Raw genomic sequence first — 19966 nt, 5'->3', positions numbered from 1 at the left:
GGCAACCCTGCGCTGGCAGGTTGTCTGGAAGGCTGAGGATGCAGGCGGGAAATGGCTGGTCGAACCTCTGACCCCGTCCCGCCGGCCTCATCGCCACATATGAATTTAGCTCAAGGGCATACGCGGGGCTGTGTTCAAGCCACCGGTACTGGAGAAAGAAAGCATGAGCAACTGGTTAGTAGACAAACTGATCCCTTCGATCATGCGTTCCGAGGTGAAGAAAAGCTCGGTTCCTGAAGGTCTGTGGCACAAGTGCCCGTCCTGCGACGCGGTGCTGTATCGCCCGGAGCTGGAAAAGACCCTGGACGTTTGCCCCAAGTGCAACCACCACATGCGTATTGGCGCACGCGCCCGTATCGACATCTTCCTCGACGCCGACGGCCGCAACGAGCTGGGCGCTGACCTGGAGCCGGTCGACCGCCTCAAGTTCCGCGACAGCAAGAAGTACAAGGACCGTCTGGTCGGTGCGCAGAAGCAGACCGGCGAGAAAGACGCGCTGATCTCCGTCAGCGGCAAGCTGCTGGGCATGCCGGTGGTGGTTTCGGCGTTCGAGTTCTCCTTCATGGGCGGCTCCATGGGTGCCATCGTCGGCGAGCGTTTCGTGCGCGCCGCCAACTATGCCCTGGAAAACCGCTGCCCGATGATCTGCTTCGCCGCCTCCGGTGGCGCGCGTATGCAGGAAGCGCTGATTTCCCTGATGCAAATGGCCAAGACCTCGGCGGTATTGGCGCGTCTGCGCGAAGAAGGCATTCCGTTCATCTCGGTACTGACCGACCCGGTCTACGGCGGCGTTTCCGCCAGCCTGGCGATGCTCGGCGATGTGATCGTCGGTGAGCCAAAAGCCCTGATCGGCTTTGCCGGCCCACGCGTCATCGAGCAGACCGTGCGTGAAAAGCTGCCGGAAGGTTTCCAGCGCAGCGAGTTCCTGCTGGAACACGGCGCCATCGACCTGATCATCCCGCGCGGTGAGCTGCGCCCACGCCTGGGTAACCTGCTGGCGCAAATGATGGGCCTGCCGACGCCTGTCTACGTCGCGCCCAAGGTCGAGCCGATCGTCGTGCCACCGGTGCCAGCAAACCTATGACCCAACGTACCCTGGGCGAATGGCTCGCCTACCTTGAGCAGTTGCATCCGTCCGCCATCGACATGGGCCTGGAGCGCTCGCAACAGGTAGCGGCCCGCCTTGGGTTGGGGCGGCCGGCACCGCGTGTGATCACGGTCACCGGCACCAACGGCAAAGGCTCCACCTGTGCCTTTGTCGCGGCGCTGCTGCAGGCTCAAGGGCTGAGCGTCGGCGTCTACAGCTCGCCGCACCTGCTGCGTTACAACGAGCGGGTGCAGCTCAATGGCCGCGAAGCGAGCGACGAGCAGCTCTGCGAAGCCTTCGCCGCCCTCGATGCAGGGCGTGGCGAGATTTCCCTGACTTATTTCGAGATGGGCACCCTGGCGGCGTTGTGGCTGTTCGAGCGTGCGCAACTCGATGTCGTCGTCTTGGAAGTGGGCCTTGGCGGGCGTCTGGACACGGTCAACGTGGTGGATGCGGACATGGCGCTGGTCACCAGCATCGGCGTCGACCATGTCGATTACCTGGGTGACACCCGCGAATCCGTGGCATACGAAAAGGCCGGGATCTTTCGCCAGGGCAAGCCTGCGTTGTGCGGCGATCTCGACCCTCCGCAACCCTTGCTGGACAAGGTGCGTGAGCTCGACTGCCCGTTCTTCCTGCGCGGGCGCGACTTCAATCTGGAAATCGGCGATCAGCATTGGCAATGGTCCGGGCGCGATGCGCGGGGCCAGCCGGTAGTGTTACGCGATTTGCCGCTGCTGAACCTGCCGATGGAGAATGCCGCGCTGGCGCTGCAAGCCTATCTGCTACTGGATCTGCCGTGGAATGCCGGGCAAATAGCCGCAACCCTGCTGGCAACGCGCATAGTAGGGCGCCTGGATCGACGTGCCGTGGAGTGGCAGGGCAAGCGCCTGAACCTGCTGCTGGATGTGGGCCATAACCCTCACGCCGCTGAGTATCTGGCGCAGCGCTTGGCGCGCACGCCGCCGTCCGGCCGCCGCCTGGCGGTGTTTGGCTTGCTGGCCGACAAGGATCTCGACGGCGTGCTTGCGCCGTTGCTGAGCGGGGTTCAGTCCTGGGCCGTTGCGCCGCTGGATACGCCACGTAGCCGTCCGGCAGTTGAGCTGGAAACTGCCTTGCAGAACCTTGGTGCGTCGGTGACGTCGTATGCAAGCATCACCGCGGCCCTCGAGGCGCAGTGTGCGGTAGCGACGGCCGAGGACGAGATTCTGTTGTTCGGATCATTTTATTGTGTTGCCGAGGCGCTCGAATGGCTGGCCCGGCGCTCCACGGAGGAAGCTGCACATGGCATTACTGGATAGCGCATACAAGCAGCGAATGGTCGGAGCCCTGGTGTTGGTGGCATTGGCGGTGATTTTCTTGCCGATGCTGTTTTCCCGTCAGGACGAGCAGCGCCAGGTGGTCGTCGAGGCTCCGGCTGCGCCCCAGGCACCGGTGGTGCCTCAGGTCCAGGTTGAACCGGTGGTGGTGCCTGAGCCGCAGGCGCTGCCTGAAGAGGAGCCGGTGCCGAGCGACGAAGAGGTCGCCGCGCAACAGGCGCCGTCCATGCCGGTGCAGCCAAGCGTGCCGGTGGTCAAGCCGACACCCGCTCCGGCTGTTGCCGCCAAGCCGGCGACGCCAGCGCCTGCACCCAAACCGGTAGCGCCACAGCCTGCCGCGCCGGGCAAGCCTGACGTGGGGCAGAGCCGTATCGACCCGAATGGCTTGCCGATCAGCTGGTCGATCCAAGTGGCCAGCCTGGGCAACCGCGAAGGCGCCGACGCCTTGCAGAAAAAGCTGCGCGCCCAGGGTTACAACGCCTACATCCGTAGCGCCGACGGCAAGAACCGCGTGTTTATCGGGCCGCTGATCGAGCGCGCCGAAGCCGACCGCCTGCGGGATCTACTGGATCGTCAGCAGAACCTCAAGGGTTTCGTCACTCGCTTTCAGCCTGAGCGCGGCTGATTTCGAGACTTGAAATGCAGTCAAGTGTGGGAGGGGGCTTGCTCCCGATAGCGGTGGGTCAGTCAGTACATCTGGCACTGAACCACCGCCATCGGGAGCAAGCCCCCTCCCACATTGGTCTCCGGCGGTCTTGAAATAGCGTTCGCACTGCCCAATCTATTGATTTGCAAGGCACCCGCAATCACCGCTTACCGATAGCCCGGCGCTCTGCTAAAATGCGCCGCCTTATCCGTACGTAGGCTGCACTGTGCCATTTACCTGGGTTGATTGGGCGATCGTTGCAATCGTCGCCATCTCCGCTTTGATCAGTCTGAGCCGCGGCTTCGTAAAAGAAGCACTGTCGTTGCTGACCTGGATCATCGCAGGAGTCGTAGCCTGGATGTTCGGTGGTTCACTGTCGGTCTACCTGGCCGGGTACATAGAGACACCCTCGGCTCGCGTCATCGCGGGCTGCGCCATCATGTTCATCGCCACGCTGCTGGTGGGGGCAATGGTCAATTATCTTATTGGCGAGTTGATACGTGTTACCGGTCTCTCCGGGACCGATCGATTTCTCGGCATGGCCTTCGGCGCCGCGCGTGGCGCGTTGCTGGTGGTCGTGGCGGTCGGGCTGTTGAGCCTGGGGCCGGTACAGCAGGATTCGTGGTGGCAGGAGTCGGTGCTCGTGCCAAAATTTCTATTGGTTGCAGACTGGTCCAAGAACCTCATATTGGGGTGGAGCAGTCAGTGGCTGGCCAGCGGAATCAGCGTACCCGCTGATCTTCCGTTCAAGGAACACCTCTTGCCGGCCAAAACGCCTCAGTAAGAGTGTTCAGTCAAGATCCATTAAGTAGGGGTTGCGTCGCATGTGTGGCATCGTCGGTATCGTCGGTAAGTCGAACGTCAATCAGGCGCTGTATGACGCGCTAACCGTCCTCCAGCACCGCGGCCAGGACGCTGCCGGTATTGTGACCAGCCACGACGGCCGGTTATTCCTGCGCAAGGACAATGGCCTGGTGCGCGACGTGTTCCATCAGCGTCACATGCAGCGCCTGGTCGGCCACATGGGCATTGGCCATGTGCGTTACCCGACTGCGGGTAGCTCGACGTCGGCCGAAGCTCAGCCGTTCTACGTCAACTCGCCTTACGGCATTACCCTGGCGCACAACGGTAACCTGACCAACGTTGAGCAACTGGCCAAGGAGATCTACGAATCTGACCTGCGCCACGTCAACACCAGTTCCGACTCGGAAGTGCTGCTCAACGTGTTCGCCCATGAGCTGGCCCAGCGCGGCAAGCTGCAGCCGACCGAAGAAGACGTGTTTGCCGCCGTGATCGACGTGCATAACCGTTGCGTGGGCGGCTATGCCGTCGTGGCGATGATCACCGGTTATGGCATCGTCGGTTTCCGCGATCCGCACGGCATCCGCCCGATCGTGTTCGGCCAACGCCACACCGACGAAGGCGTCGAGTACATGATCGCCTCCGAAAGCGTGTCCCTGGATGTACTGGGCTTCACCCTGATTCGCGACCTGGCGCCGGGCGAAGCGGTGTACATCACCGAAGACGGCAAGCTGCACACCCGCCAGTGCGCCGTTGCGCCGAAACTCACGCCGTGCATCTTTGAACACGTCTACCTGGCGCGTCCGGATTCGATCATCGACGGCGTTTCGGTGTACAAGGCGCGCCTGCGCATGGGCGAGAAGCTGGCCGAGAAGATCCTGCGCGAGCGTCCCGAGCACGACATCGACGTGGTCATCCCGATCCCGGACACCAGCCGTACCGCCGCGCTGGAGCTGGCCAACCACCTGGGCGTCAAGTTCCGCGAAGGCTTCGTCAAGAACCGCTACATCGGCCGTACCTTCATCATGCCCGGCCAGGCGGCGCGCAAGAAGTCGGTGCGCCAGAAGCTCAACGCCATTGAGCTTGAGTTCCGTGGCAAGAACGTGATGCTGGTGGATGACTCGATCGTGCGCGGCACCACGTGCAAGCAGATCATCCAGATGGCCCGTGAAGCCGGAGCGAAGAACGTGTACTTCTGTTCCGCCGCGCCTGCCGTGCGCTACCCGAACGTGTACGGTATCGACATGCCGAGCGCCCACGAACTGATCGCCCACAATCGTTCGACCCAGGACGTGGCCGACCTGATCGGTGCCGATTGGCTGATCTACCAGGACCTGCCTGACCTGATCGAAGCGGTCGGCGGCGGCAAGATCAAGATCGACCAGTTCGACTGCGCCGTGTTCGACGGCAAGTATGTAACCGGTGACGTCGATGAGGCCTACCTGAACAAGATCGAGCAGGCGCGCAACGACTCGTCGAAGATCAAGACCCAGGCGGTCAGTGCGATCATCGATCTGTACAACAACTGAGTGAACACCGGCCCTGAGGGGCCGGTTTTGTATCTTAAATAAAGAATTCGAGTAAGGAGTCGCAGCATGAGTCAGGAATGGGATGCCGGTCGTTTGGACAGCGACCTCGATGGCGTAGCTTTCGATACCCTGGCTGTGCGCGCCGGCCAGCACCGCACCCCGGAAGGGGAGCACGGTGATCCGATGTTCTTCACCTCCAGTTATGTGTTCCGCACGGCGGCCGACGCTGCTGCGCGCTTTGCTGGTGAAGTGCCGGGCAACGTCTATTCGCGCTATACCAACCCGACCGTGCGTGCGTTCGAAGAGCGTATCGCCGCCCTGGAAGGTGCTGAGCAGGCGGTGGCCACGGCGACCGGCATGGCGGCGATCCTGGCGGTGGTGATGAGCCTGTGCAGTGCTGGCGACCATGTGCTGGTATCGCGCAGCGTGTTCGGTTCGACCATCAGCCTGTTCGAGAAGTATTTCAAGCGCTTCGGTATCGAAGTGGACTACGTGCCCCTGGCGGATCTGTCCGGTTGGGAGGCGGCGATCAAGGCCAATACCAAGCTGCTGTTCGTTGAGTCGCCGTCCAACCCGCTGGCTGAACTGGTGGATATCGCCGCGCTGGCCGAAGTGGCGCGCGCCAAGGGCGCGATGCTGGTTGTCGACAACTGCTTCTGCACCCCGGCTCTGCAACAGCCGTTGAAGTTGGGCGCGGACATCGTGGTGCATTCGGCCACCAAGTTCATCGACGGCCAGGGCCGTTGCATGGGCGGTGTGGTAGCCGGTCGCAGCGAGCAGATGAAGGAAGTGGTGGGCTTCCTGCGCACCGCCGGGCCGACCCTGAGCCCGTTCAACGCGTGGATTTTCCTCAAAGGCCTGGAAACCCTCAGCCTGCGTATGAAGGCCCATTGCGCCAACGCTCAGGCGCTGGCCGAGTGGCTGGAGCAGCAGGACGGGATCGAGAAAGTGCATTACGCCGGCCTCAAGAGCCACCCGCAGCACGCATTGGCGCAGCGCCAGCAGCGTGGGTTCGGCGCGGTAGTGAGTTTCGAGGTGAAGGGCGGCAAAGAGGGCGCCTGGCGCTTTATCGATGCCACGCGCCTGATCTCGATCACCGCCAACCTGGGTGACAGCAAAACCACCATCACGCACCCGAGCACCACCTCCCATGGGCGCCTGGCGCCGCAGGAGCGTGAAGCGGCAGGCATCCGTGACAGCCTGATTCGCATCGCAGTCGGGCTGGAAGACGTGGCTGACTTGCAGGCCGACCTGGCCCGCGGGCTGGCGGCCTTGTGATCGAGTGGTCCATGGAGGCCGCAACGGCCAGTAACGGGCGCGTGGCGCTGGTGACCGGCGCGGCGCGGGGCATTGGCCTCGGGATCGCGGCGTGGCTGATCAGCGAAGGTTGGCAGGTGGTGTTGACCGACCTGGACCGCGAGCGCGGCTCCAAGGTGTCCAAGGTGCTGGGCGAGAATGCCTGGTTTATCAGCATGGACGTGGCCGACGAGAAGCAGGTGGCTCAAGGGGTCGCTGAGGTATTGGGACAGTTCGGGCGCCTGGATGCGTTGGTGTGCAATGCGGCGGTGGCCGATCCGCGCAATATCACCCTGGAAAGCCTCGACCTGGCGTACTGGAACCGCGTGCTGGCGGTGAACCTCAGTGGGCCGATGCTGCTGGCCAAGCACTGTGCGCCGTACCTGCGCGCCCATGGTGGCGCTATCGTCAACCTGGCCTCGACACGGGCCCGCCAATCGGAGCCGGACACCGAAGCGTACGCGGCAAGCAAGGGTGGCCTGCTGGCGCTGACTCACGCGCTGGCGATGAGCTTGGGCCCGGAAGTGCGGGTCAATGCGGTCAGCCCTGGCTGGATCGATGCGCGTGATCCCGCTGCGCGGCGTGCCGAACCGCTCACCGATGCCGATCATGCCCAGCATCCGGCGGGCCGGGTAGGCACGGTGGAGGACGTAGCAGCCATGGTGGCGTGGCTACTGTCGCGCCAGGCCGGGTTTGTCACCGGGCAAGAGTTCGTGGTGGACGGTGGCATGAGCAAGAAGATGATACAGCGAGTAGGGCGGTCTTGAAGCTTTTTTGTCTTTTTCAGAAAAACTTCAAGCGGGCTATTGACTTAGGTCCGCTACCTGCGTAAATTTCGCGGCCTCAACGAAGCAAAGGGTGATTAGCTCAGCTGGGAGAGCATCTGCCTTACAAGCAGAGGGTCGGCGGTTCGATCCCGTCATCACCCACCAGTTCTTGAGAGTTTTGCCCTTGTGGCAAGACGCAACGTTAAAGGTTGCACCGACGCGCAGCGGTAGTTCAGTCGGTTAGAATACCGGCCTGTCACGCCGGGGGTCGCGGGTTCGAGTCCCGTCCGCTGCGCCATATTTTCCAGGTCCGATGTGTCGGGCTTGAGGTTGAACAGCAAAAGCTGATCAGTCAGATGTTTAAAGGTGATTGAGGGTTTTAGTCTCAGTCAGCCAAGCGATACGCAGCGGTAGTTCAGTCGGTTAGAATACCGGCCTGTCACGCCGGGGGTCGCGGGTTCGAGTCCCGTCCGCTGCGCCATATCTGCCTCAAGGCCCACTGAACGCCTTGAAGCACAAGGAAAGCCATTGGCTGACTTTGATCCGATAGCAAAGACCCTGGTCGAAAGACCGGGGTTTTTTGTGTCTGCGATTTGGCTTTTTCTAGGCAAGGAGCCGGCGAACCGGCTCCCCGTTGTACGTCAAAAGCCCAGCTTGTCCCGTAGCCCGTAATACCACGCGCCCATTGCGGCAAAAGGCGTGCGCAGGAGCTGGCCACCCGGGAACGGGTAGTGGGGCAGGTCGGCAAACGCGTCAAAGCGTTCAGCCTGGCCTCTCAGGGCTTCGGCCAATACCTTGCCCGCCAGATGCGTATAGGTCACGCCGTGGCCGCTACAGCCTTGAGAGTAATAGATGTTGTCGCCGAGGCGGCCAACCTGAGGCAAGCGCGACAGGGTCAGCAGGAAATTGCCGGTCCAGGCGTAGTCGATCTTTACGTCCTTGAGCTGCGGGAAAGCCTTGAGCATTTTCGGCCGGATGATCGCTTCGATATTTGCCGGGTCCCGCGCGCCATACACCACGCCACCGCCGAAGATCAGGCGCTTGTCGCTGGTGAGGCGGTAATAATCGAGCAGGTAGTTACAGTCTTCGACACAGTAGTCGTGGGGCAACAACGTGTTGGCCAGTTCATCGCCCAAGGGGGCGGTAGTGATGACTTGGGTGCCGCACGGCATTGATTTCGCCGCCAGCTCCGGCACCAGGTTGCCCAAGTAGGCATTCCCCGCGACGATGATGAACTTGGCCATGACTTTACCTTCGGCGGTATGCACCACCGGATTGGCGCCACGCTCAATGCGCACCGCTGCCGATTGCTCATAGATCGTGCCGCCCAGGGACTCAACGGCCGCCGCCTCGCCCAAGGCCAGGTTGAGCGGGTGGATATGCCCGCCGCTCATGTCCAGCAGGCCGCCTACGTAGTTGTCACAAGCCACTACTTCGCGAATCCGGCGCTCGTCCAGCAGTTCCAGTTGCGTATGGCCGTAGCGCTCCCACAGGCGCTTCTGTGATTCCAGGTGGCCCATGTGCTTGCTGTTGAGGGCGGCGAACACACCGCCGTCCTTCAAGTCGCACTGGATCTGATACTTGGCCACGCGCTCACGAATGATCCTGCCGCCCTCGAACGCCATCTCACCCAGCAACTGCGCCTGCTTGGGCCCGACGCTGCGTTCGATGACATCAATGTCGCGGCTGTAGCTATTGACGATCTGCCCGCCATTACGGCCGGACGCACCAAAACCTACCTTGGCGGCTTCCAGCACCGTCACGCGAAAGCCGTTCTCGAGCAGAAACAGCGCGCTGGACAGGCCGGTGTAACCGGCGCCGATCACACAGACATCGGTTTCGATCTCACCTTGCAGCACCGGGCGCGGCGGAACCGCGTTCGCGGAGGCGGCGTAATAGGACTGGGGGTAGGGGGTGTTCGCCATCCTGGAACCTCTGTTTTATATTTTTTACGAGTGCGGCGATCCTACCTGAGTTGAAAATTGCCTGCCAGCCGCCCGTAAATCGTGGGCATGTCGCCCGCGAATAAAAAATTCGCATATTCATAGGCTTAGCTGCAAAAAAGATGTTGACACCCCTACGGAATTCCGTAGAATGCCGCCTCACAGCAGGCACGTAGCTCAGTTGGTTAGAGCACCACCTTGACATGGTGGGGGTCGTTGGTTCGAGTCCAATCGCGCCTACCAAACAAAATCCGCTCTGCTGGGCGGTCTAGAAGGGCTCACCGAAAGGTGGGCCCTTTTTTGTTGCTCGGAATTCGGGCAATACCTTGCCAAAGTGACACCTCGCGGCGCACTTGAGGGCTACGCATCTCGATCAACAGAAAAGCGTAGCCACCGACAGCAGGCAAATGATCTGGACCGCCATCTGGCAGCGTATCTCGCCAATCGTTGTCGCCATACTGCTCATTTGACCGGCATACATAGCTGGAGCCCTCATTGTCGGCAATCGCACCGTGGATGATCCGCAGGACCATCATGGCTGAGTATAGGGCCAATCCCGAATCCCTCCAGTTGCCGGGGCCAGCGCTGCCAATCTCCACAAAATTTATTGGTCTGCAGCAACAATTTTTCTTGTTGGACACCTCCCGCCTCAAGGCAGCAAAGTTGCCGTCACCGCTCGACCTTCCGGGTCAACAATAAAAAACCGAGCCGACTGCACGCCACTTTCATGCTGTGAGCCCTTTGCTCACATCCTGCTGTAATGGCGCCGCAGCGCGCACTAAAGGACCTCTCCGCTATGCAAACTGTTGTGAACTTATGGCCGTTGATCGGCGTACTTGTCATCGTGGTCGGCTTTGTATTGCGCTTCAATCCGTTGCTGGTGGTTACCGCCGCCGCTATCGCTACCGGGCTCGCCGCCCAGTTCCCGCTGGAAAAAATTCTCGCAACCATGGGTGATGGCTTCCTTCAAACCCGTGCGTTGCAATTGATCCTGTTATTACCGCTGGCGGTGATTGGCCTGTTGGAGCGTCATGGCCTGCGTCTGCATGCGCAGAACTGGATCGCCCGCTTCGAGCGCGCGACGGTCGGGCGTTTGCTGATCATCTATCTGTTTGTTCGTGAGTCTACCGCGGCCATGGGGCTGACCAGCCTGGGCGGGCATCCGCAGATGGTACGGCCATTGCTGGCACCGATGGCCGAAGGTGCGGCGGAAAAACGCTATGGCAAGCTGCCGGACAAGCTGCGCCACAAGGTTTTGGCCATGTGCGCCGCCACCGACAACGTGGGGTTGTTTTTTGGCGAGGACATCTTCGTCGCCTTTGGTGCGATCGCCTTGATGCACACCTTCCTGCTCGGCTCGGGGATTGATGTAGATCCGCTGCATATTGCGGTGTGGGGCATCCCGACGGCGATCTGTGCCTTTATCATTCACGCCATTCGCCTGCATCGGTTCGATCGCAGGTTGACCCGTGAGATGACCGCCGCCGCCCCGTCGGTGGAGGCCGCGCAATGATTATTTCCATTCAATACCTGTACTGGCTGGCCGGCGTGCTGTTGCTGATCACCGCCGGCATGATCGTGCTGGATCGCACCCACCCCAAGCGTTGGTCCAGCGCGCTGTTCTGGCTGCTGTTTGCCATTCCGTTTCTGGTGGGGGAGCGCCTGCCCTCGGTAGCCATCGGTGTCGGCGTTGTGGTGATGGCGTTGATTGCGGGCCTGGGCGGCGTTGGCCGTGGCCAGCACGCCGAATTGCATGTCAAGGCTTCCCGTGCCAGTGCCGGTCGCCTGGGTCACAAGCTGTTTATCCCCGCGCTGGCGATTCCGCTGACCACGGTGATTGGCTCGGTATTGCTCAAGCACACCGAAATTGGCGGTGTACCGCTACTCGATCCGAAGAACACTACTTTCGTCTCGCTCGGCATCGGCTGCCTGATCGCCCTGGGACTGGCCTGCTGGCTGACCCGCGATACGCCGGTGCAAGCCTTGCGCGAATCGCGTCGCCTGACCGAAGCGCTCGGCTGGGCCATGGTGCTGCCGCAGATGCTGGCGATGCTCGGGCTGTTGTTCAATGAAGCCGGGGTAGGCACGGCGGTTGCTCATGTCACTACCACTTACATCAACCTGGATTTCAAGTTGGTGGCGGTCATGGTGTATGTGCTGGGCATGGCCTTGTTTACCGTGATCATGGGTAACGGCTTTGCCGCTTTTCCGGTGATGACCGGTGGCGTCGGCGTGCCGGTGCTGGTGGGTATCTACGGCGGCAACCCGGCGGTAATGGCGGCGATCGGCATGTTCTCCGGCTACTGCGGTACGCTGATGACGCCGATGGCGGCCAACTTCAATATCGTGCCGGCCGCGCTGCTTGAATTGCCAGACAAGAACGCGGTGATCAAGGCCCAATTGCCGACCGCCTTGATGATGCTGGTGGTCAATATCGTGCTGCTTTATCTATTGATGTGAGGCCAGGATGAATACCCTATTGCTGACAGGCTTCGAGCCTTTCGATCACGACGACGTCAACCCATCCTGGGAAGCGGTGCGCCAGCTGGAGGGAATGCAACTGAGCGATGACGTGCGGATCATCGCACGCCGGTTGCCCTGTGCCTTTGCCACTGCTGCCGAAACCTTGATGGCGTTGATCGACGAATTACATCCGGTCATGGTCATCGCCACAGGCTTGGGCCCTGGGCGCAGCGACATTTCCATCGAGCGGGTCGCAATCAATGTCAATGACGCACGCATCCCGGACAACCTGGGTGCCCAGCCGATTGACACGGCGGTGGTAGAGGGTGGCCCGGCCGCTTACTTCTCGACATTGCCGATCAAGCGTATGGTCAGGGCGGTGCGGGAAGCGGGTATTGCTGCCTCGGTTTCGCAGACGGCGGGCACGTTTGTGTGTAATCAGGTGTTTTATCGATTGCAGCATGCGCTGGCGGGTTCTGAGGTACGCAGTGGGTTTATCCATGTGCCGGGCTTGCCTGAGTCGGGTGAGCCGTCGATGGCGCTGCCGATGTTGGTGGAAGGCTTGCGTCTGGCGGTCGCGGCGGCCTGGCAGACTCAGGTGGATATTGTGGAAACAGGCGGGCGGGTGAGCTGATGCCGTGCTCGGTGGCATAACCTCGACTACAGTTGATCAGGTATCCCCCTGGAAAAACTACATCATGATCAAGTGCCCGAAGTGTGTGTCCGTAGTGTTGTCGCTCGCATTGTTTGCAGGCAGCAGTATTGCCTTGGCTGATCCCGGCAATGGCAAAGGCCAGGGCAATAACAAAGGGAATAACCAGGCGGGGCAGGGCCACGGCAAGCCTGGTGGCAAAGGTTCGGTGGGTAATCACGGCCCCAGCGTTGATCGGGGCAGTGTGCTGAGCCTAGTGGGCGGTAACCGCGATTACTGGAGCCCTGGGCCTGCGTTGCCTCCGGGTATTCAGAAAAATCTGGCGCGCGGCAAACCGCTGCCTCCCGGTATCGCCAAGAAACTCGATGGTCGCCTGGCGGGGCGCCTGCCTCACTACGACGGGTATGAATGGCAGCAAGCCGGCACTGACTTGATTCTGGTAACCATCGCCACCGGTATCATCTACGAAGTGCTCAACGGGGCTTTTGATTGACCCGGCGGTGCCTCACGCTTCCCGAGCGGGGAAAAACAACTCGAAACGCGTGACGCCGTCTTCACTGCTGACGCCATACCGCCCGTTGTGCAATTGCATGATGGTTGCCACGATCGACAGCCCCAGCCCATTGGATTGGGAGGACCGCTCGCGGGATTCATCCACCCGATAAAACCGTTCGAACAACCGCGGTAGGTGCTCGGCGGGAATGGTTTCACCGTGGTTACTGACCCTCAGGTTGACGCCCTCGTCATTTGCAATGGCCTGGATGCGCAGCTCCGAGCCCGGCGAACCATACTTGATGGCGTTGGCGCACAGGTTGGCCAGGGCGCGCCGCAGGAGCATCGGCTCCGCCCAGATCACGCCTTCGCCCTCGACCACGATGTGCATGCCCGCGTCAGCGGCCAGCCCTTCGAAATAATCCGCGATGCGTTCCACTTCATCCGCAGCGTCCAGCGCCTGGCGTTGACGCAATGCGCTGGCAGGGTCGGTGCGCGCCAGAAACAGCATATTGTCGAGCATTCGCGCCAGGCGTTCGAGTTCTTCGACATTGGAGGCCAATAGCTGCTGATAGCTTTCGATACTGCGCTGCTGTTGCAGGGCAACCTGGGTTTCGCCGAGCAGATTATTGATTGGCGTGCGCAGTTCATGCGCCATGTCGGTGGAGACCTGGCCCAACTGCACAAAGCCCTTGGACAAGCGTTCAAGCATGGTGTTGAACGACTCGATCATTGGCAGCAATTCTTTGGGTGCGCCCTGGCCGTCGAGGCGCTCGGCCAGGTTGCCGACGCCGATCCCTTGCGCGTGGCGGGCGAGGCGGCGCAAGGGCAGCAAGCCGCGATGCACCAGCAGGTAACCGGCCAACGCGAGGACTATCGCAGCGATGCTCGCCAGGATATAAACGCTCAACCGATAGCTGGCGAGTACGGCGGTGCGCTCGGTCATCAGGCGGCCGCTGGTGACTTGCAGGCTGCCCAGATCGCCGGAGTCGATGGTCGCGGCCACGGTTGAAAAAGGAATGCCGTTAAGCCCCGGCAGATGCTGCACATCGCTCAGCGCCAGTACGTGATCCTTGGGCACCGGTTTGATCGACGGCAGCTCGATATTCGCCGGGTTCACCAACAGCAACGGTTGTTGGCCGGGGGCGCCGATACTCAATACGGATTCGCGGTTGCCCAGCATGTTCTGGAACAACTCGGGCTTTGTCTGGATCAGGCCCAGGGTATTGCTGTCGTTGAGCAGGTTGCGCAGTTGATCCACTCGGGATATCAGCGCGGTGTCGTCGCGGCGCACCAGTTCGCGCTCCAGCTCGCGGTACAGGGCCACGCCCAGGGTGGCCAGCAGGGCAAAGGCGAGCAAGGCGAATATCAGTGCCAGGCGCAGGGTCAGCGAATAATGGCGAGCGCGGCTCATGGCTGGGTATCGAAGCGGTAGCCGATGCCACGCACGCTGTGGATCAACTTGAGTTGGAATGGGTCGTCGATTTTCAAGCGCAGGCGCCGCACGGCCACGTCGACCACATTGGTGTCACTGTCAAAATTCATGTCCCATACCCGCGAGGCAATCAACGAGCGCGACAGCACCTGGTCCTGGTGGGTGGCGAACAGGTGCAGCAGGGCGAACTCTTTATTGGTCAGGGTGATGCGCGTGCCGGCGCGGGTGACGCGGCGCTTGAGCACGTCGATTTGCAGGTCGGCGATGTGCAGGTGTTCTTCTTCTCGCGTCGGGCCGCGTCGGGTCAGGGTTCGCAGGCGTGCGACCAGCTCGGCGAAGGAGAAGGGCTTGATCAGGTAGTCGTCGGCGCCCAGCTCCAGGCCTTTGATGCGGTCGGCGATGTCATCGCGGGCGGTGAGAAACAGTACCGGCGTGTCGGCTTCCTTGCGCAAGCGGCGCAGCACTTCCCACCCATCCATCTTCGGCATCATCACGTCGAGCACGATCACGTCGAACGGCGTTTCCAGGGCCTGGTGCAAACCATCCACGCCATCGCGGGCCAGGCTCACGCTGTAGCCCAGCTCCTGCAGGCCATTAAGCAGGTAATTACCGGCCTTGGGTTCGTCTTCGACTACGAGGATGTTCATGGGAAAAGCCCTGGTTCGATGGGTTGCGCAAGTTTAGCCTGATCAATTGTCACTGGCGCAACCGGTGCCCAGCACGCGGTAGTCCAGCACATGCTCACGGGCCTGATGGTCCAGGTAGCGCAGTTGTGCCGGGACGATACCGCATTGGCCGTAGGAGTCGGTACTGGACAAAACCTTGGCGACATCCAGGTGGACGAAGAAGCCGGTCTGATCATGGATCACGGGAGCGGCTTGGGCGGTGCCGGCAGCGAATACCGAGCCGGTGGCGAGCAACGCAGCAAAGGCGAGGGCAAAGCGTTTCATGGCGAGATCTCTGTTTAAAGTGGCTGCCGGGGTTGGCAGTGAGTTCACAGTAACCAGGCGACCCGAACAGCTAACCAACAGGATGATGACAAGTTCGTCATTCAAGGTTTAACGCTGGCGCCTCGCAGCGTTTACAAGTGCCGAGGTGAACCGTAGATTGCGTGGGTCGATCATTGCTTGAACCCATGGAGAAGCCGCGTAGTGTCCAGTCCAAATCCAGCCGTATTCAGTCAGCGTTACCGTGCCTTCCTGTTCGATATGGACGGCACCCTGCTCAATTCCATCGCCGCTGCCGAGCGTGTATGGAGCCGCTGGGCTGAACGCCATGGGCTGGATGTGCAGGCTTTCCTGACGACCATTCATGGCGCCCGCGCGATTGATACGATCACGCGCCAGGCGTTGCCGGGTGTGGATCCCGAGGCGGAGGCGGCGTGGATTACCGAGGCTGAATTGAACGACGTCGAGGGTGTCGTGGCGCTTGCCGGTGCGGTCGCGTTCCTGAACCGCTTGCCGGCCGATCAGTGGGCACTGGTCACGTCTGCGCCCAAGACACTGGCGTTGCGCCGAATGCAAGCGGCCGGTATTGCCATGCCGGCGGTAATGGTGACGGCCGAAGATGTCGCCAGCGGCAAGCCGGATCCTGCGTGTTACGTGCTTGGCGCTCAGCGCCTGGGCGTGCCGGTGCAGGATTGCCTGGTGTTCGAGGACGCGACGGTAGGTATCCGAGCAGCAGAAGCGGCGGGAGCGGACGTGATGGTAGTGACCTCGACGCACCTGGCGCCCATGGCGACTGAACATGCCTGTATCGAGGGGTATGAGGGTTTGCAAGTGGTGCAAGAAGCGGATGGCCTGCTGACGCTGCGAGAGAAATAAACCGTCAGCGTGCTGTTTTTTGATCAGCGCGATGCGCCTCGCGCTGGCAAAGCTTACGCAAGATAGTCTTCTGAATCGGCTTGAGACAGAACGCAAACAGGTAGGCGCACAAGAGTAACGCGAGGTCCAGCCAAGAGTGGTCTGCGGTGTCGACCGTCGCCTCGACTTCCAATCGCAGGCCATACCCGAGCGCCAGAAAGACCAGCCCTATCAGTAAGGCGATCGTCCAGGAAAGGGAAACCATGGGCTGCGTAACGGTTGGCCTCATCGACGTGCTCCTGAATGCACTCGGACCGCAGGATGACGTGGGATTTGGCTGCAAATGATGCAACAAGTTCCGGAGAGCATGGCAGTTTCATCTTGCAGCGCAGGCCGATGTACGAGGCGCACAGCTCGGGTAGAAAAAGAACGGGTCAATCAGGTTTTCGCCAGCCGTTACGGTGAAGCAAAAGGCTGGCTACTGGAGGTGCTTCAAGGCGTCTGGTTTTTGTCCGGCGCAGTGAGGCCGGCCTGGATGCGCTGATAAATTTCCTCGCGGTGCACGGCAACATCCTTGGGGGCGTTGATGCCGATTCGTACTTGCTGGCCGCTAACGCCCAGGATGGTGATCGTAATGTCATCACCGATGTTTATGCTTTCACCAACTTTGCGGGTGAGTATAAGCATGGACTTCTCCTTGATTACTTTTAAGGACACATGTTCAGACAGGGCAGGTGTCGGATGTGCGTAGCTTACTGCGAAGCGCTTCCCTGTGACTGCCTCTTTTAGGACGCATAGAGGCGACATTAATTCCCATGGCGGCATCATACAGGTCGCGATACATCATTCGCATTGTTTAAGCCAATGTTTATGACGGCCAGAATAGACAGTGAATGGTAAAGTCGCCTCTTTATCTTCAAAGGAGCAGGGCAGTGCGTAAAGTAGCGATGGCAATTGCGGTGTTGGCGTTGGCGGGATGCGGCGAAGGTAAACCTGTCGATGCGCCCAAGGCCAAGCCTGTCGTGACCCAAAGCCAGCCACAAACCGGTGCGATTGCCGCTCAAGAATGGGATGTATGGGTGGGCCCGCCGGATCACAAGCTGCAGGCGATCACGGACTTGACCGCCTGGTTGCTTGAGCATGGTTTCAATTTTTATATCGTCAAGGTCGACGGCAAGGATCAGGTCCTGCTGGGTCCGTTTGCGAGCAAGGCCGAGGCTGAGGCGAAGCAGACCCTGCTCAACGAAAAGATGGCGCGGGCCAAGAAAAACGACACCGTGTCAGAGGTCATCGAACACAAGGCCACCCAGTAACGAGCCGGGTGGGTGTTGCGCCCACCTTCAGCCACAGGCCTTCAGATTCACCGGGCCGACGAACTCATTGCCACGGCCCATCACACAGCCCACCGTCTGGTTGCGCTGGCGCTCCCAGGCTTGCACCGGATAGGTCTTGTTCCAGGCTTCATACAGCTGGCGATCCTGTTTCGACAGGCGCAGGCCGTATTGCTTGCTCATATAAAAATAGGTGCGCGCGATCATTCCGCGGATGGACGGACGCGGCATGACCTTCTTGGCCTTGAAGTCCACTTGCGTCAGGCATGAACCGTATTGCCCGCTTTGCACCGGCAGCCAGCCGAAGCTGAAGTTGTTGCGGTCGCCATTCACCTCGCCGATGCTCGGCACCAAGTTGTGCAGGTCCGCTTCGGCGCGCTTGAATACGTCGTCATGGCGCGTGCAGTTTTTACGCCCGCCATTTTGCCAGCACTGACGTTGATGGCCGATCTGCCAGGCGGGCACGATGTGTTCCCACTCGATGCGTGCGGCACGGTTGGCGTTCTTGCGCGGGATGTAGCCACAGGCTTTCAGGTCTATACGGTTACCGGTGTATTTGCAGCCGCAGTAGAACTCGGTGGACTGCGGAGCGTAGAGCTTCCAGGCGATTTTTTTGGCTTCACTGAAGGTTCGGGGGGCTTGGGCGTTGGCGGTGACAGCAAACAACAGGCAGCACACAGCAAAAAAACGGACACTCATTCAATCAATCTTCCTTCGGCACAACCCAGAAAATCTGCACGCCGCCGTCATCCCTGTAGGCGAGGGTGACGTTGTCGTTTTCCGCAATCTCTTCAAGCAAGCGCGCCCATTCGTCTTCGGGCTCATCCGGCAGGCGGAAGATCAGCGCCGCCTTGGCCTTCTGCGCGTTGGTCGAGTTAATGATTTTTTGGACGCGAATAGCCAGGCGCTGGTAGGCATCTGGCGGTGCGGGTGCTGCGGAGGAGGGCTTTGCCACGGAGTATTCCTTAGTAAGCTGTACGCACATACAGTATTTAACTGTAGGTAATTTCGCAACTGCTTAAATTCAAAGAACTCCGTCTGACAGCGAATTTGGAAATTTGCTGTGATTTTTTGCGAGGAACTGTAGGAGCGAACTCGCTCCTACAGATAAAGCCTGGAATCAATACTCCCAAAACATCCGTTGCAGCTCTTTGCTGTCCTGGGTCTTGGTCAGGGCGACCATCGCCAGGATGCGCGCTTTCTGCGGGTTCAGGTCAAGGGCGGCGACCCAGTCGTATTTGTCGTCTGGTTGCTCGGCGTTACGCAGCACCATGCCGCCGGCGTTGACGTGGGAAGAGCGAATGATCTGCACGCCTTGCTTGCGCAATTCCACCAGCGCGGGAACGACCTTGGACGACACTGAACCATTGCCGGTGCCGGCATGGATGATCGCCTTGGCGCCGGCTTGGGCCAGGGCCTTGTAGGCAGTGTCGCTCACGTTGCCGTAGCCGTAGGCAATTTCGACGTCGGGCAGGCTCTTGATGGTCTTGATGTCGAATTCCGAATCCATGGTGTGACGCTTGGCCGGCAGGCGGAACCAGTAGGATTTGCCTTCAACGACCATGCCCAGCGGGCCCCATGGGCTCTTGAAAGCCTCGGTCTTGATATTGATCATCTTGCTCACGTCGCGACCCGACTGGATCTCGTCGTTCATGGTCACCAGCACGCCTTTGCCTCGTGCATCCTTGCTGCCCGCGACGGCAACGGCGTTGTACAGGTTGAGCATACCGTCTGCCGACATGGCGGTACCAGGGCGCATGGAACCGACCACTACGATAGGCTTGTCGGTTTTTTCAACCAGGTTGAGGAAGTAGGCGGTTTCTTCGAGGGTGTCGGTACCGTGGGTGATCACAATGCCGTCCACATCCTTGTCGTCGGCCAGTTCGGCGACGCGGCGACCCAGTTGCAGCAGGTTGTCGTTGTTGATGCTTTCCGAAGCAATTTGCATCACTTGTTCGCCGCGTACATTGGCGATCTGGCTAAGCTCAGGAACACCCGCGATCAATTGTTCGATGCCGACTTTGGCGGCCTGGTAAGTGGCGCTGTTGGCCGCACTGGCGCCAGCCCCTGCAATGGTGCCGCCAGTGGCGAGGATCACCACGTTGGAAAGCTTGGTCTTGGTGTCGACTTCTTTTGCCTGAGCGGCAACCGGGAACAGCAGCAGGAGGGCCAGCGCCCCAGGAACAAAGGTCTTCAATGCAGATTTCATTATTTTTCTCTCTGGTTTTTGATGAGTGCGGTAGCAGGTTCATCCAGAACACCCGGGCGACTCTGAACGCCTCGAGGTGCTGAGAAAGAGCAGGATTTGTACCAAGCCAATCATGCTCGGATCGATAAAATAAGCTATTGATTTAAAACAATTTAATTGGAGTTTTCAGTCTGAGCTGATGCGACGCCGTCCGG

Annotated in this window: 23 protein-coding genes and 4 tRNA genes; 17 read left to right on the top strand and 10 right to left on the bottom strand. The window is 60.4% G+C overall.

Translation table 11 applies throughout. The features are described 5' to 3' along the window. The first annotated feature begins 163 nt into the window (after nt 1-163). From accD to C4J90_RS17260, 10 genes are all read left to right on the top strand, one after another. Complete coding sequence (gene accD, locus C4J90_RS17305) at nt 164-1084, top strand: acetyl-CoA carboxylase, carboxyltransferase subunit beta (protein ID WP_005789754.1); 921 nt, start codon at nt 164-166, stop codon at nt 1082-1084. Further along, nucleotides 1081-2388, top strand: coding sequence for a bifunctional tetrahydrofolate synthase/dihydrofolate synthase (folC, locus tag C4J90_RS17300; protein ID WP_124420425.1), 1308 nt, complete (start codon nt 1081-1083; stop codon nt 2386-2388). Before accD ends, folC begins: the two co-directional genes overlap by 4 nt. Further along, nucleotides 2372-3031: an SPOR domain-containing protein gene (locus C4J90_RS17295; RefSeq protein ID WP_124363595.1), complete on the top strand. Its 660-nt coding sequence runs from the start codon at nt 2372-2374 to the stop codon at nt 3029-3031. The genes folC and C4J90_RS17295 overlap by 17 nt, the downstream gene beginning before the upstream one ends. Before the next feature lie 247 nt (nt 3032-3278). Continuing rightward, entirely contained in the window at nt 3279-3836 is a 558-nt protein-coding gene (locus C4J90_RS17290) for a CvpA family protein (protein WP_003192538.1), read from the top strand. A gap of 40 nt (nt 3837-3876) precedes the next feature. After that, nucleotides 3877-5382, top strand: a complete 1506-nt coding sequence (gene purF / locus C4J90_RS17285) for an amidophosphoribosyltransferase (RefSeq protein WP_124363594.1) — start codon at nt 3877-3879, stop codon at nt 5380-5382. A 66-nt stretch (nt 5383-5448) separates the two neighbouring features. Continuing rightward, entirely contained in the window at nt 5449-6660 is a 1212-nt protein-coding gene (locus tag C4J90_RS17280) for an O-succinylhomoserine sulfhydrylase (RefSeq protein ID WP_124420424.1), read from the top strand. An 11-nt stretch (nt 6661-6671) separates the two neighbouring features. Continuing rightward, complete coding sequence (locus C4J90_RS17275) at nt 6672-7445, top strand: SDR family oxidoreductase (protein WP_124420423.1); 774 nt, start codon at nt 6672-6674, stop codon at nt 7443-7445. 89 nt (nt 7446-7534) lie between these two features. Continuing rightward, nucleotides 7535-7610: transfer RNA gene (locus C4J90_RS17270), tRNA-Val, on the top strand. A gap of 56 nt (nt 7611-7666) precedes the next feature. Next, nucleotides 7667-7743 (top strand) — tRNA-Asp (locus tag C4J90_RS17265). Between the two features lie 106 nt (nt 7744-7849). After that, nucleotides 7850-7926, top strand: a tRNA-Asp gene (locus C4J90_RS17260). 160 nt (nt 7927-8086) lie between these two features. Here C4J90_RS17260 and C4J90_RS17255 read toward each other — a convergent pair. Further along, nucleotides 8087-9370 (bottom strand): FAD-binding oxidoreductase, encoded by a 1284-nt coding sequence (locus tag C4J90_RS17255; protein WP_124420422.1) that lies wholly within the window; start codon nt 9368-9370, stop codon nt 8087-8089. Between the two features lie 184 nt (nt 9371-9554). Between C4J90_RS17255 and C4J90_RS17250 the strand changes: the two genes are divergently transcribed. After that, nucleotides 9555-9631, top strand: a tRNA-Val gene (locus tag C4J90_RS17250). A 35-nt stretch (nt 9632-9666) separates the two neighbouring features. Here the strand turns inward: C4J90_RS17250 and C4J90_RS26925 are convergent. Continuing rightward, entirely contained in the window at nt 9667-10029 is a 363-nt protein-coding gene (locus C4J90_RS26925; protein WP_164488024.1) for a hypothetical protein, read from the bottom strand. 155 nt (nt 10030-10184) lie between these two features. Here C4J90_RS26925 and C4J90_RS17245 point away from each other — a divergent pair, with 155 nt between their 5' ends. From C4J90_RS17245 to C4J90_RS17230, 4 genes are all read left to right on the top strand, one after another. Continuing rightward, nucleotides 10185-10901: a DUF969 domain-containing protein gene (locus C4J90_RS17245; protein WP_124420421.1), complete on the top strand. Its 717-nt coding sequence runs from the start codon at nt 10185-10187 to the stop codon at nt 10899-10901. Next, nucleotides 10898-11848, top strand: coding sequence for a DUF979 domain-containing protein (locus tag C4J90_RS17240; protein WP_124415130.1), 951 nt, complete (start codon nt 10898-10900; stop codon nt 11846-11848). The genes C4J90_RS17245 and C4J90_RS17240 overlap by 4 nt, the downstream gene beginning before the upstream one ends. Nucleotides 11849-11855: 7 nt before the next feature. Further along, nucleotides 11856-12485 carry a pyroglutamyl-peptidase I gene (pcp, locus tag C4J90_RS17235; RefSeq protein ID WP_124420420.1) on the top strand — a complete coding sequence of 210 codons (630 nt, stop codon included), beginning with the start codon at nt 11856-11858 and terminating at the stop codon, nt 12483-12485. Nucleotides 12486-12549: 64 nt separating this feature from the next. Then, nucleotides 12550-12996: an anti-virulence regulator CigR family protein gene (locus C4J90_RS17230; RefSeq protein ID WP_124420419.1), complete on the top strand. Its 447-nt coding sequence runs from the start codon at nt 12550-12552 to the stop codon at nt 12994-12996. A gap of 12 nt (nt 12997-13008) precedes the next feature. On the opposite strand, the gene C4J90_RS17225 is transcribed toward C4J90_RS17230, so the two are convergent. The 3 genes from C4J90_RS17225 to C4J90_RS17215 are packed head-to-tail and all read right to left on the bottom strand — an operon-like array spanning nt 13009 to nt 15380. Further along, nucleotides 13009-14409 carry a heavy metal sensor histidine kinase gene (locus tag C4J90_RS17225; protein ID WP_124420418.1) on the bottom strand — a complete coding sequence of 467 codons (1401 nt, stop codon included), beginning with the start codon at nt 14407-14409 and terminating at the stop codon, nt 13009-13011. Continuing rightward, the gene (locus C4J90_RS17220; RefSeq protein WP_124367657.1) at nt 14406-15077 is read right to left on the bottom strand and encodes a heavy metal response regulator transcription factor; all 672 of its coding nucleotides are present in this window, start codon (nt 15075-15077) and stop codon (nt 14406-14408) included. The genes C4J90_RS17225 and C4J90_RS17220 overlap by 4 nt, the downstream gene beginning before the upstream one ends. A 42-nt stretch (nt 15078-15119) precedes the next feature. Next, on the bottom strand, nt 15120-15380 hold the full coding sequence (locus C4J90_RS17215; RefSeq protein ID WP_124420417.1) for a DUF2790 domain-containing protein: 261 nt from the start codon (nt 15378-15380) through the stop codon (nt 15120-15122). Between the two features lie 201 nt (nt 15381-15581). On the opposite strand from C4J90_RS17215, the gene C4J90_RS17210 reads away from it, so the two are divergent. Next, nucleotides 15582-16253: an HAD-IA family hydrolase gene (locus C4J90_RS17210; RefSeq protein WP_124420416.1), complete on the top strand. Its 672-nt coding sequence runs from the start codon at nt 15582-15584 to the stop codon at nt 16251-16253. 4 nt (nt 16254-16257) lie between these two features. Here C4J90_RS17210 and C4J90_RS17205 read toward each other — a convergent pair whose 3' ends face one another. Together C4J90_RS17205 and csrA are read right to left on the bottom strand one after the other, a co-directional pair. After that, complete coding sequence (locus C4J90_RS17205; RefSeq protein WP_124420415.1) at nt 16258-16521, bottom strand: hypothetical protein; 264 nt, start codon at nt 16519-16521, stop codon at nt 16258-16260. Nucleotides 16522-16724: 203 nt separating this feature from the next. Next, nucleotides 16725-16919 carry a carbon storage regulator CsrA gene (gene csrA, locus C4J90_RS17200; protein WP_003192511.1) on the bottom strand — a complete coding sequence of 65 codons (195 nt, stop codon included), beginning with the start codon at nt 16917-16919 and terminating at the stop codon, nt 16725-16727. Nucleotides 16920-17179: 260 nt separating this feature from the next. On the opposite strand from csrA, the gene C4J90_RS17195 reads away from it, so the two are divergent. Next, entirely contained in the window at nt 17180-17545 is a 366-nt protein-coding gene (locus tag C4J90_RS17195) for an SPOR domain-containing protein (RefSeq protein ID WP_124408649.1), read from the top strand. A gap of 27 nt (nt 17546-17572) precedes the next feature. On the opposite strand, the gene C4J90_RS17190 is transcribed toward C4J90_RS17195, so the two are convergent. The 3 genes from C4J90_RS17190 to C4J90_RS17180 all read right to left on the bottom strand — a co-directional run bounded on the left by C4J90_RS17190 (nt 17573) and on the right by C4J90_RS17180 (nt 19772). Next, nucleotides 17573-18262 carry an endonuclease gene (locus C4J90_RS17190; protein WP_124371242.1) on the bottom strand — a complete coding sequence of 230 codons (690 nt, stop codon included), beginning with the start codon at nt 18260-18262 and terminating at the stop codon, nt 17573-17575. A gap of 4 nt (nt 18263-18266) precedes the next feature. Beyond that, nucleotides 18267-18518 carry a DUF1654 domain-containing protein gene (locus C4J90_RS17185; RefSeq protein WP_124404699.1) on the bottom strand — a complete coding sequence of 84 codons (252 nt, stop codon included), beginning with the start codon at nt 18516-18518 and terminating at the stop codon, nt 18267-18269. A 165-nt stretch (nt 18519-18683) separates the two neighbouring features. Then, complete coding sequence (locus C4J90_RS17180; RefSeq protein ID WP_124367653.1) at nt 18684-19772, bottom strand: asparaginase; 1089 nt, start codon at nt 19770-19772, stop codon at nt 18684-18686. Between the last annotated feature and the right edge of the window lie 194 nt (nt 19773-19966).

The organism is Pseudomonas sp. R2-60-08W (assembly GCF_003852335.1).
Classification (GTDB): Bacteria; Pseudomonadota; Gammaproteobacteria; order Pseudomonadales; family Pseudomonadaceae; genus Aquipseudomonas.
This window is presented reverse-complemented; position numbering and strand designations above follow the sequence as displayed.